Genomic DNA, 13,319 nt, shown 5'->3' on the forward strand with positions numbered 1-13,319 from the left:
CAGAGCCTGTCAAAGTCATATTGTCATGGCGCTACCAACGCTAATTTCAACGGTTTGAACTCCACACACTCAGCCCTGCAAACACAAGCGCCCCCAATCTGCGCCGCCACTCAGCCCCGGACCATGCGCATCACCTCGCCCGCGTCCAGGGTGGAGGCCCGGGCTTGGATGTCACCCAAGTGCTGCTGTTGCAGGGTTTTGCCGCTGCTCAAAAGGCCTTGGTAGGTTTGGCGCAGCAAGTCGGTGGACATGACACGACCGCCTGCGTAATAACGTTTGGCCAAATGGCCGAGTGCGTAAGTGCTGGCAAATGAAAACGCCATGCCCGTGGCCTGGCTGCCGAGGCCGCCCAGCAACTTGCCCCCCGCCTTGCCCAGCAAACCGCCCAGCAGCTTGCGGCCAAACTCCTCGATGTACTGCGAGGTCAGGCCCACGCCCGCAGCGGCGATGAACTCCTTGATGTGGCCCTGGTCGAGCGAGACGCCATGGGCCTGGCCCACGCGGTAAACCATTTTGATTTGCAGCGGAATGATGGCCATGGACGCCCACGACTGGGGCAACAACTCCAGTGCGCCGTTCAAGATGGCGTAGTTGAGGATAGAGCGGTCGATGGCGGCGTTGTCCGCAGCGGGCGCAGGGGCTGCGGCAGGTGCACTGGGCAGGGCGGCCGTGGCGGTGGGCAAGGCCTCCACCGCGGCTGGTGCGTGCAGCGGCGCGGCCGCCTCTTCGGCATAAGCGGCTTGGGCCAAAGCTTGGCTGTGGGCAGTGGCCTCGGGCTCGGCGCTGCCCAGCTGCAGATGGGTTTTGAGCTGCTGCAAAAACGCGGCTTCGGCCGGGCTGCACAGGCCATCGGCATGGCACACGGCGGTGGCCCACTCATAGGCCAGTTGGCGGTGCATCGGGTCTTGCAGTTGCGCAGCCGCTTGCTGCGCCGACAAACGCCCCAACAGCGCGGCCTGCACAGCCTGCGCCAGTTGCTTGGCGCCGCCTTGCTCGTCGAGCTGCAAGGACAGGTCGCGCACAAAGTCGCGCTCGGCTTGGGACTTTTCGCCATCGGCCATGGCGGCGTGAACCATGATGGCCAACAGCGCTTGCTGGGTGGGGGCGTTGATCATGTGACTTGGAGGAATTGAATGGGGTTGAAGACAAAAACCAATTCAAGCACATGAGGCCAAAAGGGTGCCCTTTGATGCGGGGCAATGACCTGTGGTTGGAGGGGATTGGGGGGCTTGCGCCGGGCTGCAGGTCTTTATACTGTTCATTTGTACAGTATTTGGCCATGCCCCTCCCCATGCTCGCCCTCATCGACGGCAACAACTTCTACGTCTCCTGCGAACGTGTCTTCCAGCCCTGGCTGCAAGGTCGGCCGGTGGTCGTGCTGTCCAACAACGACGGCTGCGCGATTGCCCGCTCTGACGAAGCCAAGGCCCTGGGCATCAAGATGGGCGCGCCTTACTTCCAGCTGCGCGAGCTCGAGCGCGACGCTGGCCTGATCGCCTTGTCTGCCAACTTTGCGCTGTACGGCGACATGAGCGACCGCATGATGAGCCTGGCCGCTGGCCTGGGCCACACCCAAGAGATCTACTCCATCGACGAAAGCTTTGTCGACCTGAGTGGCATCCCCGGCGACCTGGTGCGCCGCGCCCGCACCATCCGCCAACGCATCCACCAATGGATCGGCATCCCGACCTGCATCGGCATCGGCCCCACCAAAACCCTCGCAAAATTAGCCAACGCCATCGCCAAAAGCGCCGAACGCAAACCCGGCAGCTACCCGGCCCAACACGCCCAAATCTGCCACCTGGGCGCGTGCACCCCCGAAGAACTGCAGGCCCTGCTGCAGGCCACCGAAGTGGGCGAGGTGTGGGGTGTGGGCCGCAAGATCGGGGCGCAACTGCGCGAGAACGGCATCCACACCGCGCTCGATCTGCAACGCATGAGCCCGGCTGCCGCCAAAGCGGGCTGGTCGGTGGTGCTGGAAAAAACCGTGCGCGAACTTAACGGCGTGCCCTGCATCGAGTTCGAAGACGAACCCCCGGCCAAACAACAAATCGCCTGCACCCGCAGCTTTGGCCACCCGGTGACCGAGCTGATCGAACTGCAAGAAGCCATCACCGAATTTGCCTGCCGCGCCGCCGAAAAACTGCGCAAACAAAACAGCCACACGGGCCAAATCATGGCCTTCATCCGCACCAGCCCGTTTAGAAAACAAGACCCGCAATACAGCCGCAGCGCAAGCATCCCCCTGCCCAGCCCCACCAGCGACAGCGCCCACATCACGCAAGCCGCCAACGCCATCGTCAAACGCATTTACAAACCCGGCTACAAGTACGCCAAAGCAGGCGTGATGCTGATGGACCTGCAACCGGCCACCCGCGAACAACTCACGCTGGACCTGGACGAAACCATGCCCGAAAACCGCGTGCGCCTGATGGATGCGATGGACCAGCTGAACCAGCGCTATGGGCGTGGGACGCTCAAGCTGGCCAGTGGGGGGGCGCCGAGGGCGATGAAGTTGTGGGCGATGAAGCAAGAGCGGATGACGCCCGCATACACCACCGATTGGGCCAAGTTGCTGATGGTGCGCACGGACGCATGACCGTGCACACGTCGGTGCTGTGGCGTTGTGTGCAGAGGGCGGGGGTCAGTTTTTGGCTTGCACCGATGACCCAGCTTGCCAAAGGCTCACTGCACGGGCAAATTCTTTGAAGTCGTCCAGATGGCCCGCGGTGATGGCGTGGACCACTTGCCAATTGATGGCGCTGTAGTTGTGCACTGCGATGTTGCGGAAACCAACGGACTTTTTGAGTTGAATGGCCAGATCGGCGGTGATGACACCCATGCCATGGAGTTGTTGGAAGGTTTCGGCCATGGTGGCTGGGCCTGGCTGGTTTTGACTGGCAGCGATGTGCGCACCAATGTCTACCGCCATTTGAACGGCTCGGGTCAGGTTGAGCGAGACGATGTCTTGCAGGTCGAAATCATCGGCCAGTTGGTCGGCATCAAAAGGCTGTTTGGATTCAATGCGCACCAGGCAACGGCGCAAAGAATCCAGTTTTTGATCGATCACTTGTGGATCCATGCCTGCCTTCTTTCTTGCAGTATGCGGGCTTGGTAAGGCATGAAGTCGGCGGCTTCCATGACGTGGCGGGTCATGTATTGCGCGTGCAGTACGTCGCTGCCCAAGATGCGCACGCCGTATTGCATGATTTGGCCCAGCAATGGTTCGCCAACGGTGCGCAGATCGATCAGGTCAATCGGGCGGCCCGTGGCCAGCGTCAGGGCTTCGATCAGTGCGATATGTTGCTGAACGCTCATGGCTTGGTCAAATGCCAGGGCGATGTCCAGATCGCTGTCGGGTTTGGCCAGTCCTGTGGCGCATGAGCCGAAAACAATGGCCAGCTGCAAGCCGACCACCGAGTTCAGTGCTTGCCGGATTTGTGGCAACTGCGCAATCGCAGACATGGACGCAACGCAGCCCGCCCCTGGGCCGGGCGGCTTTGGAGCGGTGAATTCAATCGGTGCAGCGGGCGCGGTCATGGCTTCATTTTGTCATATGGACTGGGCGGAGGCGCGTGTCCGGCGGCGTGTATGCAGCGTCTGCCCGGCCATCAAGGCGGGCTGAGCCACTGCACCGCCATCTCGGTCAGCAGGGCCAGGGTGGCTTGCTGGGTGAGGGTGCCGGGGCGTTGTGCGCTGATGGCGGTGGTCAGCTGGATGTGCAAGGCCGGTTGCTTGAGGGGCCGCACCGAAAACGCCGATGGCCGCACCGAGCGCATGACCGCGTTGCGCGGCAAGATGGCGTAGCCCGCGCCGTCGGCCACCAGGTCGAGGATGGCGCTCACGCCGTCAATCTCCAGCGCAATCAGGGGGCGGTAGCCGATGGCGGCCATTTCAGACTCCACATGCATGCGGATGGCGTTCGGGCGGGTGGGGATGACCAAGGGCAGGGCGGCAACCTCTTGCAGACCGATGGCGGGCGGGGGCGGGTCTTCCTGCAGGCCCGGTGGGCGCGGCTGCACCAGCAGCAACTCTTCTTGCACCAGCGGGGTGTGTTCGATGCCGGGCATGGGGCTGGGGTTGTAGAGCACGGCGATGTCCAGGCGGCCGTTTTGCAGGTTTTCTTGCATGGCGCTCGACAGGCCTTCGCTGATGGACAGTTGGGCCTCGGGCATCTTGGCGCGAAAGGCCCGGGTGAGGGGCACCGTCAGCACCCGCGCCACGCTGGGCGGCAGGCCTAGAGCCACGCGCCCTGTGAGGCCCGTGCGCACCCGGCCAAGCTCTTCCCGCGCCCGCTCCACTTGGTGCAGGATGCCCCGGCCGTGCTCCAGCAGCAGCAGCCCGGCTTGGGTGGGGGTGGCGCCGCGCCCGTTGCGCACCAGCAGGTTTTGCCGCAGCTCGACTTCGAGCAGGCGCACCTGGCGGCTGAGCGCGGGCTGGGCCACGTTCAGGGCCTGGGCGGCCCGTGTGAAGCTGCCCAGTTCGGCCACGCGCACAAAGTATTCGAGCTGTTTGAGGTCCATGAGGATCCAGAGGAGGGGCTTTCGGTAGGGCTGATTTTGTCATACCCAAGTCTTGGTTATGCCCATTTGTTCTAGCTGGTAGATGTGCCGGGGGCTGGGCGTTGGCGGGGTGAGCCTGCACAATCTGCGCAAACCCCTTGACCCATCAGGATTGCCCATGAGCCAAACCAAACCCTTGATCATCGACGTGCACGGCCACTACACCACCGCTCCCAAGGCCTTGGAAGACTGGCGCAACAAGCAAATTGCAGGCATCAAAGACCCCGCGTCCATGCCCAAAGTGGCAGATCTGAAAATCAGTGACGACGAATTGCGTGAAACGATTGAGACCAACCAATTGGCCAAGATGAAAGAGCGTGGCTCGGACATCACCATCTTCAGCCCCCGCGCCAGCTTCATGGCCCACCACATTGGCGACTTCAACGTGTCGTCCACCTGGGCGGCCATTTGCAATGAGCTGTGCTACCGCGTCGCTCAACTGTTCCCCGACCACTTTGTGCCTGCGGCCATGCTGCCCCAGTCGCCCGGCGTGGACCCGGCCACTTGCATCCCTGAGCTGGTCAAGTGCGTGGAGCAATACGGCAACGTCGGCATCAACCTGAACCCCGATCCGTCAGGCGGTCACTGGACATCACCGCCTTTGTCCGACAAGGCTTGGTACCCCATTTACGAAAAGATGGTGGAGTACGACATCCCCGCCATGATCCATGTGAGCACCAGCTGCAACAGCTGCTTTCACACGACAGGCGCACATTACCTGAACGCTGACACCACCGCTTTCATGCAGTGCCTGACCAGCGATCTGTTCAAGGATTTCCCCACGCTCAAGTTCTTGATCCCGCACGGCGGCGGCGCGGTGCCTTACCACTGGGGCCGTTTCCGGGGCTTGGCGCAAGAACTCAAAAAGCCTTTGCTGACCGAGCACTTGCTCAACAACATCTTCTTTGACACCTGCGTGTACCACCAGCCCGGCATTGACCTGCTGACCAAAGTGATTCCGGTCAGAAACATCTTGTTTGCCTCCGAGATGATCGGCGCGGTGCGTGGCATCGACCCTGAAACCGGCCACTACTTTGACGACACCAAGCGCTATGTGCAAGCCACGGCCAACCTCAATGACCAAGAGCGTTACATGGTCTACGAAGGCAATGCGCGTCGCGTGTTCAAGCGCTTGGACGATCAGTTGACCGCCAAAGGCCTGTGAAGCATTGATTCGAAATTCAGGAGAAAACCATGTACGAACTCGGCGTTGTTTACCGCAACATCACCCGCGCGGACCGCGCAGCCGCTGATGGCCTGGGCGCACTTGGCTCGGCCACGGTGCACGAGGCCATGGGCCGTGTGGGTCTTATGAAGCCTTATATGCGCCCCATTTATCCCGGAGCGCAGGTGTCGGGCACGGCCGTGACGGTGCTGCTGCACCCCGGCGATAACTGGATGATGCATGTGGTGGCCGAGCAGATTCAGCCCGGCGACATCGTGGTCGCAGCCATCACCGCCGACTGCACCGACGGCTACTTTGGCGACTTATTGGCCACATCGTTCCAGGCCCGTGGCGCACGCGCTTTGATCATCGACGCCGGGGTGCGCGATGTGAAAGAGCTGCAAAAGATGAACTTTCCGGTGTGGAGCAAAGCCATCAGCAGCAAGGGTTGCATCAAGGCCACCATCGGCTCGGTCAACATCCCCGTGGTGTGCGCGGGCATGATCGTTCACCCCGGTGATGTGATCGTGGCCGATGACGACGGTGTGGTGTGTGTGCCCCAGGCACTGGCTGCCAAAACGCTGGCGGCCGCGCAAGCGCGTGAAGCCAACGAAGGCGAGAAACGCGCCAAGCTGGCCTCGGGCGTGCTGGGTCTGGACATGTACAAGATGCGCGAGCCGCTGGCGGCTGCGGGCCTGAAGTACATCGATTGACCGGACTTGGCTGGTCACATCGACCTGCCAAACTTTCTTCCAAAAAACAGGAGCTGCTGTGCACATCAACCGAAGATTTTTCAACGCGATCCTGATCGTTGGTGCCCTTCTGATCAGCGGTTGCGCCCACTTTCAGCCACCCGCAGACCCCAAAGTCCGTGAAGCCCTGGCTCCTACGGGCACCCTGCGCGTGGGCGTGTACCAAGGCAGTCCCACTTCCTTGGTGGTCGATGCAAAAACAGGCCAACGCGCAGGTGTGGCACTCGATATAGGTCCTCTTCTGGCTCAACAACTCGGAGTGCCTGTCCAGGTGGTGGAGTTCCCCAGGTTGGCGCTTGTGCTGGACGCGCTCAAATCAGGCCAAGTTGATTTCACCGTGACCAATGCGACCGAAGCGCGTGCCCGCGACATGGATTTCACCCGCCCGCTCGTGCAGCTGGAGTTGGGGTATCTGGTGATGAAGGACTCGTCTGTTCAACAGATCGAACACATTGACCGTGCAGGTGTCAAAGTGGGCGTGAGCCAGGGCAGCACATCCCAGGGGGTGTTGACGCGGCAATTCAAAAACGCCAGCGTCGTTCCGGCGGCCAGCTTGAAGCAGGCGCAAGACATGCTCAGACAAAAGCGCATCGATGCCTTTGCCACCAACAAGGGCATTTTGTTCGAAATGACCGATGAGTTGAAAGATTCCCGAGTCATGGAAGGCCGCTGGGGCCTTGAAAACCTGGCCATTGCCATACCCAAAGGACGCGATGCCGGGCGGGTCTTTGTCAACGCCTTCGCCGAGCAGGTGCGTGAAAACGGGCAATTACAAAAATCTGTGAGTCGGGCGGGTTTGCGTGGCACCACCTCGGCGCCTTGAGCCCTGGACCATTCGTTTTGAGAGAAAAAATTCATGAGCAAACCCACAACTGGTGACTTCACCAAAACCGCTGGCTGGATGGACTGGTACACCGGTCCGACCAAGCCGACGTTTCAATTGCCCGCTGGCGCAGTCGATGCGCATTGCCATGTGTTTGGCCCGGGTGCCAGGTTTCCATACGCGCCCGAGCGCAAATACACACCCTGTGATGCCAGCAAGCACCAGCTTTATGCGCTGCGCGATCACCTGGGCTTTGCCCGCAATGTGATCGTGCAGGCCACTTGCCACGGCGCCGACAACCGCGCCATGGTGGACGCGTGCCTGAGCAGCGGTGGCAAGGCCCGCGGTGTGGCCACCGTCAAGCGTAGTGTGACCGACCAAGAGATTCAGGCTATGCACGACGCGGGTGTGCGTGGTGTGCGTTTCAACTTCGTCAAGCGGCTGGTGGACTTCACGCCCAAGGACGAGTTGATGGAAATTGCGGGCCGCATCCAAAAATGGGGCTGGCATGTGGTCATCTACTTTGAAGCGGTGGACCTGCCCGAGTTGTGGGACTTTTTCACCGCGCTGCCCACCACCGTGGTGGTCGACCACATGGGCCGCCCCGATGTGTCGCTGCCCGTGGACGGCCCGCAGTTTGCGCTGTTCCAGAAGTTCATGCGCGAGCACAGCAATGTGTGGAGCAAAGTGTCTTGCCCCGAGCGCTTGTCGGTGACTGGCCCCAAAGCTTTGAACGGCGAGCAAAACGCTTACCAAGACGTGATCCCGTTTGCCAAGCGCATCGTCGAGGAGTTTCCCGATCGCGTGCTCTGGGGCACCGACTGGCCGCACCCCAATCTGAAAGACCACATGCCCGATGACGGCCTGCTGGTCGACTTCATCCCGCACATCGCGCCCACGGCGGAGCTGCAAAAGAAGCTGCTGGTGGACAACCCGATGCGTTTGTACTGGCCTGAAGAAGTCAAGTGAAGTCGGTGTTGGATTGCCGCGCTTCGCTCGCAATGACAGCTAATTTGTCATCGCGAGGAGCGCAGCGACGTGGCGATCCAGTCTTCATGAATCCGTGAACTTTTAGGAAACATATGGCGTTAGACAAACCCTATACCGACGTGCCCGGCACGATCATCTTTGATGCCGAGCAATCGCGCAAAGGTTATTGGCTCAACCAGTTTTGCATGTCGCTCATGAAGGCGGAAAACCGTGAGCGTTTCAGGCGCGACGAGCGTGCCTATCTGGATGAGTGGCAAATGACCGAAGAGCAAAAGCAGGCTGTTCTGGCGCGAGACTTGAACTGGTGCATGCGCACGGGTGGCAACATTTATTTCCTCGCCAAAATCGGTGCGACCGATGGCAAGAGCTTCCAGCAGATGGCAGGCTCCATGACCGGCATGACCGAAGAGGAGTACCGCAACATGATGATTGGCGGTGGCCGCAGTGTGGAAGGCAACCGCTACATCGGTGAAGACGGCACTGCGCAAGCGCAGAACCAGCCCCAAGGCGCAGCCGGGCAAGCACTTCGCGCAGCAGGACAGAAAGCATAAACATGGCCAAAATCACCGCCTCCGTTTACACCTCGCATGTGCCTGCCATTGGCGCGGCCATGGACTTGGGTAAGACACAAGAAGACTACTGGAAACCCGTGTTCGCGGGCTACGACTTCTCCAAACAATGGATGAAGGACAACAAACCCGACGTGATCTTTTTGGTCTACAACGACCACGCTACGGCTTTCAGCCTGGACATGATCCCCACATTCGCCATCGGCACCGCCGCCGAGTACAAGCCTGCCGACGAAGGCTGGGGCCCACGCCCGGTGCCTGTGGTCAAAGGCCACCCCGAGTTGGCCAGCCACATCGCGCAATCGGTCATCCAGCAGGACTTTGACCTGACCATCGTCAACAAAATGGACGTGGACCATGGCCTCACGGTGCCCTTGTCGCTGATGTGCGGCGAGCTGGACCCGGTCCAAGACGCTTGGCCTTGCCCGGTGATCCCGTTCGCGGTCAATGTGGTGCAGTACCCCGTGCCCAGCGGCCAGCGCTGCTTCAATCTGGGCCAAGCAATCCGCAAAGCGGTCGAGAGCTACGACGAGGACATCCACGTCCACATCTGGGGCACGGGCGGCATGAGCCATCAGCTGCAGGGCGCACGCGCGGGCCTGATCAACCGCGAGTGGGACAACGCCTGGCTCGACCAGTTGATCAACGATCCGGTGGCTTGTGCCGCCACACCCCACATCGACTATGTGCGTGAAGCGGGCAGCGAAGGCATCGAGCTGGTCATGTGGCTGATTGCAAGGGGTGCGATGAGCGATATCGAGGGTGGCCAAGCCACAGGTCCCGCACCCAAGTTGCGTCACCGCTTCTACCATGTGCCTGCATCCAATACCGCTGTGGGCCACGCCATTCTGGAAAACGTTTAAGAGGAACAGTCATGAGCAAAACCATCAAAGTCGCCTTGGCGGGCGCGGGTGCCTTCGGCATCAAACACCTGGACGGCATCAACAATATCGACGGCGTCGAAGTCGTTTCACTGATCGGGCGTGAGTTCGCCAAAACCAAAGAGGTGGCGGATAAATACGGCATTGGCCACGTCACCACCGACCTGAACGAGTCGCTGGCCCTGAAAGAAGTGGACGCCGTCATCTTGTGCACACCCACACAAATGCACGCCAGCCAGACCTTGGCGTGCCTGAAGGCAGGCAAGCATGTGCAGGTCGAGATCCCGTTGTGTGATGTGTACAAAGAAGGTCAGGAAGTGCTGCGGGTGCAAAAGGAAACCGGGCTGGTGGCCATGGTGGGCCACACCCGGCGATTCAACCCCAGCCACCAGTGGGTGAACCACAAGATCAAGTCAGGCGAGTTCAACATCCAGCAGATGGATGTGCAGACCTACTTTTTCCGCCGCACCAACATGAACGCGCTGGGTCAAGCCCGCAGCTGGACCGACCACCTGCTGTGGCACCACGCAGCCCACACGGTGGATTTGTTCGCCTACCAGTGCGGCAGTCCCATTGTCAAAGCCAATGCGGTGCAGGGCCCGATTCACCCGACCCTTGGCATCGCCATGGACATGAGCATCCAGCTCAAAGCCGCCAACGGTGCGATCTGCACCCTGAGCTTGAGCTTCAACAACGATGGCCCTCTGGGCACCTACTTCCGCTACATCGGCGACACGGGCACTTACTTGGCGCGTTACGACGACCTGTTCACCGGCAAGGAAGAAAAGATCGATGTGTCGCAGGTGGCGGTGTCAATGAACGGCATCGAGCTGCAAGACCGCGAGTTTTTTGCAGCGATCCGTGAAGGCCGCGAACCCAATTCGAGCATTGCACAGGTGCTGCCCTGCTACCAGGTCCTGCACGACCTGGAGCAGCAATTGGCCTGAGCATGAGCGCTTTGACGCCTGAAGACGAACGGCAACACCTGAAGCTGTTGGGCCTGGCTGGTTTTGCCAGCATGGCCTCGATGCGCATCTGCGATCCGATGCTGGTGGTGCTGGGCCAGGAGTTTCAGGTCACCACGGGAGACGCCTCTGCGGTGGTCTCGGTGTTTGCCGTGGTTTATGGTGTTTTACAGTTGTTTTATGGCCCACTGGGCGAGCGCTTTGGCAAGCTGCGGGTGGTGTCTTTGGCGGTATTGACCTGTGCGCTGTTCAGCGCCATCACGGCGCTGTCCACGAATCTGCCCATGTTGGTCATCATGCGCGGGTTCATGGGTGCGGCGGCGGCGGGCATCATCCCGCTGTCGATGGCCTGGGTGGGCGACCAAGTCCCTTATGAGCGCCGCCAGGAGACCCTGGCCAAGCTCATGAGTGCGACCGTACTGGGCATGATGAGTGGGCTGTGGTTTGGTGGTTTTGCAGCCGACACGGTGGGCTGGCGCGGTGCATTTGTTGTGCTGGCCGCCATGTTTGGTGTGGCCGCTGTGCTGCTGCGCCGTTTGCGCCTGCAAAACAAGTCGCAAATGCAGCCTGTGGCCGCACCTGGTTTGTGGGCGGCGTTTCGCTTGACGGGTCAGCTCTTGGGGACACCCCGCGTGCGCTGGGTGCTGGGCGTCACCGCCGCAGAAGGGGCCTTGGTGTTTGGAGCCTTGGCCTTCATGCCCACGCATTTGCACCAGCAGTTTGGTTTGAGTGTGGTGGCCTCAGGCTCGGTCATGATGGTCTACGGCGTGGGTGGCTTGCTCTACAGCCAAATGGCACGCCGTTGGCTGGCTTGGCTGGGCGAGCGCGGGCTGGTGCGCACAGGCGCTGCTTTGGTCGCGGTGGGTTTGCTGGTGCTGGCGTGGGGCAGTGGTGTGTGGCTGGGCATGCTGTCCTGCCTCATGACCGGGTTGGGCTTTTACATGCTGCACAACACGCTGCAAGTTCAGGCCACCCAAATGGCCCCGGCCGCACGGGGCTCAGCCGTGACCTTGTTTGCCTGTTCACTGTTTTTTGGCCAGTCCACAGGGGTGCTGATCATGGCGCAAAGTGTGGACATGGGCTGGCTGGCCTATGCCTTCACGGCCGCCGCCGTGGGCGTGACGGGCCTCGGGGTGCTGGTGTACCGCTTGGTGGGGCGACACTGAGTTTTTCCAGCGTCCATTTTTTCCAGGCACCCAACGCCGCCTTCCATGTCTCTAAAACGACCCCAGACTGCCCAAGATGGCAAGCAGTTGGGTGGCATTGATCAGGATGGCAGACTTGTGCATTTTTTTGAAAGCGGGAATCGCCACCAGTTCATCGGCCCGAATTTGCGCCCCGAAATGGTCCATGCGGGTGATCAAATGTCGGCGCATCAGCCAAGTCAGCATGGCAATACCGCCTGCGCCCATGGACAAAGCGGGTTTGCCAGCAAAGGCGAAACTGATGGACGCGGCCAAGGCGGCGATCAGGGCGAGGCGAAAGTAGGTGATGTAGAACGAGCGGATGAACCGGGAATCCATCGGGTTGTCGTGCTTGAGTGTCAACAGGGGAATGGAGCCCAACAAAAAATAGGTGGTCACTGCCAGCAAGATCACGGTGAAGAGCAAGGCCAACATTTGGGGTTGCAGCGTCATGTTGTGTCTCCGTCTTGTGTCCATTGGAACATTTCACATGATAGAGCGAATTGACTTCAGCCATCAGACCCAGCGGCTCAGAGGTGAGGGGCCTTCAGCGCTAAGATCGACGCATTGTTGTTCGAGATGACCCCATGACAGACCGCTATGCCGTGATCGGCAACCCCATTGTGCAAAGCAAATCGCCCCTGATCCACAGCGCTTTTGCGCAAGTCACAGGGCAAGACATCGACTACGGCAAGTTGCTTGGCCCCGTGGGCGAGTTTGCGGCCACGGTGGACGCGTTTCGGGCCAGTGGCGGGCGGGGCATGAACGTGACCGCGCCTTTCAAGATGGACGCCTTTGTTTACGCCACCGATCTGGCTCCCAGCGCCCAGATGGCGGGTGCGGTGAACGCGATGAAGTTTGAGGGCGACAAAGTGTATGCCGAGAACTTTGACGGCGTGGGCCTGGTGCGCGACTTGGTGCACAACCTGGCCTGCCCGCTCAAGGGGCGGCGTGTGTTGATTTTGGGCGCGGGCGGTGCCACGCGAGGCGCTTTGCTGCCCGTGTTGGCCGAGCAGCCAGCAGAGCTGGTGATCGTCAACCGCACGGTGGCCAAGGCGCAGGAATTGGCGGCTTTGGCGCAGCAGCATCAAACCGGCCAAGTGCCTGTGCAGGGGCTGGGTTATGCCGACTTGCAGGGGCAGACGTTTGATGTGGTGCTCAACGCCAGCTCATCCAGCCTCACGGCCGAGTTGCCACCTTTGCCCGCCAGTGTGTTTGCGCCAGGCGCTCTGGCCTACGACCTGACTTACGGCAAAGGCCTCACGCCGTTTTTGCAACTGGCGCAGCAAGCGGGCGTGTCCCGGGTAGCCGATGGTGTGGGCATGCTGGCCGAGCAAGCGGCCGAGGCCTTTGCCTGGTGGCGCGGGGTGCGGCCTGACACCGCCGCAGTGATTGCTCAGCTGACGGTGCCGTTGGTCTAAGGGCGAG

15 protein-coding genes are annotated in these 13,319 nt (G+C 60.9%); 10 read left to right on the forward strand and 5 right to left on the reverse strand.

Going from position 1 to position 13,319, the window contains the following annotated elements; translation table 11 throughout:
* Window positions 1-110: 110 nt before the first annotated feature.
* Entirely contained in the window at window positions 111-1,115 is a 1,005-nt protein-coding gene (locus L63ED372_RS05655; RefSeq protein ID WP_062404212.1) for a YcjF family protein, read from the reverse strand.
* Between the two features lie 176 nt (window positions 1,116-1,291).
* Here L63ED372_RS05655 and L63ED372_RS05660 point away from each other — a divergent pair, with 176 nt between their 5' ends.
* Window positions 1,292-2,599 carry a Y-family DNA polymerase gene (locus L63ED372_RS05660; RefSeq protein ID WP_062407690.1) on the forward strand — a complete coding sequence of 436 codons (1,308 nt, stop codon included), beginning with the start codon at window positions 1,292-1,294 and terminating at the stop codon, window positions 2,597-2,599.
* A gap of 45 nt (window positions 2,600-2,644) precedes the next feature.
* On the opposite strand, the gene hepT is transcribed toward L63ED372_RS05660, so the two are convergent.
* The 3 genes from hepT to L63ED372_RS05675 form a co-directional block, all read right to left on the reverse strand.
* Window positions 2,645-3,082 carry a type VII toxin-antitoxin system HepT family RNase toxin gene (gene hepT, locus L63ED372_RS05665; RefSeq protein ID WP_062404214.1) on the reverse strand — a complete coding sequence of 146 codons (438 nt, stop codon included), beginning with the start codon at window positions 3,080-3,082 and terminating at the stop codon, window positions 2,645-2,647.
* On the reverse strand, window positions 3,067-3,540 hold the full coding sequence (gene mntA, locus L63ED372_RS05670; protein WP_231624569.1) for a type VII toxin-antitoxin system MntA family adenylyltransferase antitoxin: 474 nt from the start codon (window positions 3,538-3,540) through the stop codon (window positions 3,067-3,069). Before mntA ends, hepT begins: the two co-directional genes overlap by 16 nt.
* 71 nt (window positions 3,541-3,611) lie before the next feature.
* Entirely contained in the window at window positions 3,612-4,523 is a 912-nt protein-coding gene (locus L63ED372_RS05675; protein ID WP_062404217.1) for a LysR substrate-binding domain-containing protein, read from the reverse strand.
* A gap of 175 nt (window positions 4,524-4,698) precedes the next feature.
* Between L63ED372_RS05675 and L63ED372_RS05680 the strand changes: the two genes are divergently transcribed.
* The 8 genes from L63ED372_RS05680 (at window position 4,699) to L63ED372_RS05715 (ending at window position 11,873) form a co-directional block, all read left to right on the forward strand.
* The gene (locus L63ED372_RS05680; RefSeq protein ID WP_062407691.1) at window positions 4,699-5,727 is read left to right on the forward strand and encodes an amidohydrolase family protein; all 1,029 of its coding nucleotides are present in this window, start codon (window positions 4,699-4,701) and stop codon (window positions 5,725-5,727) included.
* Between the two features lie 29 nt (window positions 5,728-5,756).
* The gene (gene ligK, locus L63ED372_RS05685; RefSeq protein ID WP_062404219.1) at window positions 5,757-6,440 is read left to right on the forward strand and encodes a 4-carboxy-4-hydroxy-2-oxoadipate aldolase/oxaloacetate decarboxylase; all 684 of its coding nucleotides are present in this window, start codon (window positions 5,757-5,759) and stop codon (window positions 6,438-6,440) included.
* 58 nt (window positions 6,441-6,498) lie between these two features.
* Window positions 6,499-7,302 carry a transporter substrate-binding domain-containing protein gene (locus tag L63ED372_RS05690; protein WP_062404221.1) on the forward strand — a complete coding sequence of 268 codons (804 nt, stop codon included), beginning with the start codon at window positions 6,499-6,501 and terminating at the stop codon, window positions 7,300-7,302.
* Between the two features lie 33 nt (window positions 7,303-7,335).
* Window positions 7,336-8,271, forward strand: coding sequence for an amidohydrolase family protein (locus tag L63ED372_RS05695; RefSeq protein WP_062404223.1), 936 nt, complete (start codon window positions 7,336-7,338; stop codon window positions 8,269-8,271).
* A 113-nt stretch (window positions 8,272-8,384) separates the two neighbouring features.
* Complete coding sequence (gene ligA / locus L63ED372_RS05700) at window positions 8,385-8,843, forward strand: protocatechuate 4,5-dioxygenase subunit alpha (RefSeq protein ID WP_062404225.1); 459 nt, start codon at window positions 8,385-8,387, stop codon at window positions 8,841-8,843.
* Window positions 8,844-8,845: 2 nt separating this feature from the next.
* Entirely contained in the window at window positions 8,846-9,724 is an 879-nt protein-coding gene (locus L63ED372_RS05705) for a class III extradiol dioxygenase subunit beta (RefSeq protein ID WP_062404227.1), read from the forward strand.
* An 11-nt stretch (window positions 9,725-9,735) separates the two neighbouring features.
* On the forward strand, window positions 9,736-10,689 hold the full coding sequence (locus L63ED372_RS05710) for a Gfo/Idh/MocA family oxidoreductase (RefSeq protein ID WP_062404229.1): 954 nt from the start codon (window positions 9,736-9,738) through the stop codon (window positions 10,687-10,689).
* A gap of 2 nt (window positions 10,690-10,691) precedes the next feature.
* Complete coding sequence (locus tag L63ED372_RS05715; RefSeq protein ID WP_062404231.1) at window positions 10,692-11,873, forward strand: MFS transporter; 1,182 nt, start codon at window positions 10,692-10,694, stop codon at window positions 11,871-11,873.
* 51 nt (window positions 11,874-11,924) lie between these two features.
* Here L63ED372_RS05715 and L63ED372_RS05720 read toward each other — a convergent pair whose 3' ends face one another.
* Entirely contained in the window at window positions 11,925-12,344 is a 420-nt protein-coding gene (locus L63ED372_RS05720) for a hypothetical protein (protein ID WP_156343557.1), read from the reverse strand.
* 134 nt (window positions 12,345-12,478) lie between these two features.
* Here L63ED372_RS05720 and aroE point away from each other — a divergent pair, with 134 nt between their 5' ends.
* On the forward strand, window positions 12,479-13,312 hold the full coding sequence (gene aroE, locus L63ED372_RS05725; protein WP_062404233.1) for a shikimate dehydrogenase: 834 nt from the start codon (window positions 12,479-12,481) through the stop codon (window positions 13,310-13,312).
* The last annotated feature ends 7 nt before the right edge of the window (window positions 13,313-13,319 follow it).

It is taken from the genome of Limnohabitans sp. 63ED37-2 (assembly GCF_001412535.1).
GTDB lineage: Bacteria > Pseudomonadota > Gammaproteobacteria > Burkholderiales > Burkholderiaceae_C > Limnohabitans_A.

What these genes read in the sequence shown, in the direction of transcription:
- L63ED372_RS05655 (WP_062404212.1), bottom strand. Translation starts at nt 1,115, where the DNA reads ATGATCAACGCCCCCACCCAGCAAGCGCTGTTGGCCATCATGGTTCAC.
- L63ED372_RS05660 (WP_062407690.1), top strand. Translation starts at nt 1,292, where the DNA reads ATGCTCGCCCTCATCGACGGCAACAACTTCTACGTCTCCTGCGAACGT.
- hepT (WP_062404214.1), bottom strand. Translation starts at nt 3,082, where the DNA reads ATGGATCCACAAGTGATCGATCAAAAACTGGATTCTTTGCGCCGTTGC.
- mntA (WP_231624569.1), bottom strand. Translation starts at nt 3,540, where the DNA reads ATGACCGCGCCCGCTGCACCGATTGAATTCACCGCTCCAAAGCCGCCC.
- L63ED372_RS05675 (WP_062404217.1), bottom strand. Translation starts at nt 4,523, where the DNA reads ATGGACCTCAAACAGCTCGAATACTTTGTGCGCGTGGCCGAACTGGGC.
- ligK (WP_062404219.1), top strand. Translation starts at nt 5,757, where the DNA reads ATGTACGAACTCGGCGTTGTTTACCGCAACATCACCCGCGCGGACCGC.
- L63ED372_RS05695 (WP_062404223.1), top strand. Translation starts at nt 7,336, where the DNA reads ATGAGCAAACCCACAACTGGTGACTTCACCAAAACCGCTGGCTGGATG.
- ligA (WP_062404225.1), top strand. Translation starts at nt 8,385, where the DNA reads ATGGCGTTAGACAAACCCTATACCGACGTGCCCGGCACGATCATCTTT.
- L63ED372_RS05705 (WP_062404227.1), top strand. Translation starts at nt 8,846, where the DNA reads ATGGCCAAAATCACCGCCTCCGTTTACACCTCGCATGTGCCTGCCATT.
- L63ED372_RS05710 (WP_062404229.1), top strand. Translation starts at nt 9,736, where the DNA reads ATGAGCAAAACCATCAAAGTCGCCTTGGCGGGCGCGGGTGCCTTCGGC.
- L63ED372_RS05715 (WP_062404231.1), top strand. Translation starts at nt 10,692, where the DNA reads ATGAGCGCTTTGACGCCTGAAGACGAACGGCAACACCTGAAGCTGTTG.
- L63ED372_RS05720 (WP_156343557.1), bottom strand. Translation starts at nt 12,344, where the DNA reads ATGACGCTGCAACCCCAAATGTTGGCCTTGCTCTTCACCGTGATCTTG.
- aroE (WP_062404233.1), top strand. Translation starts at nt 12,479, where the DNA reads ATGACAGACCGCTATGCCGTGATCGGCAACCCCATTGTGCAAAGCAAA.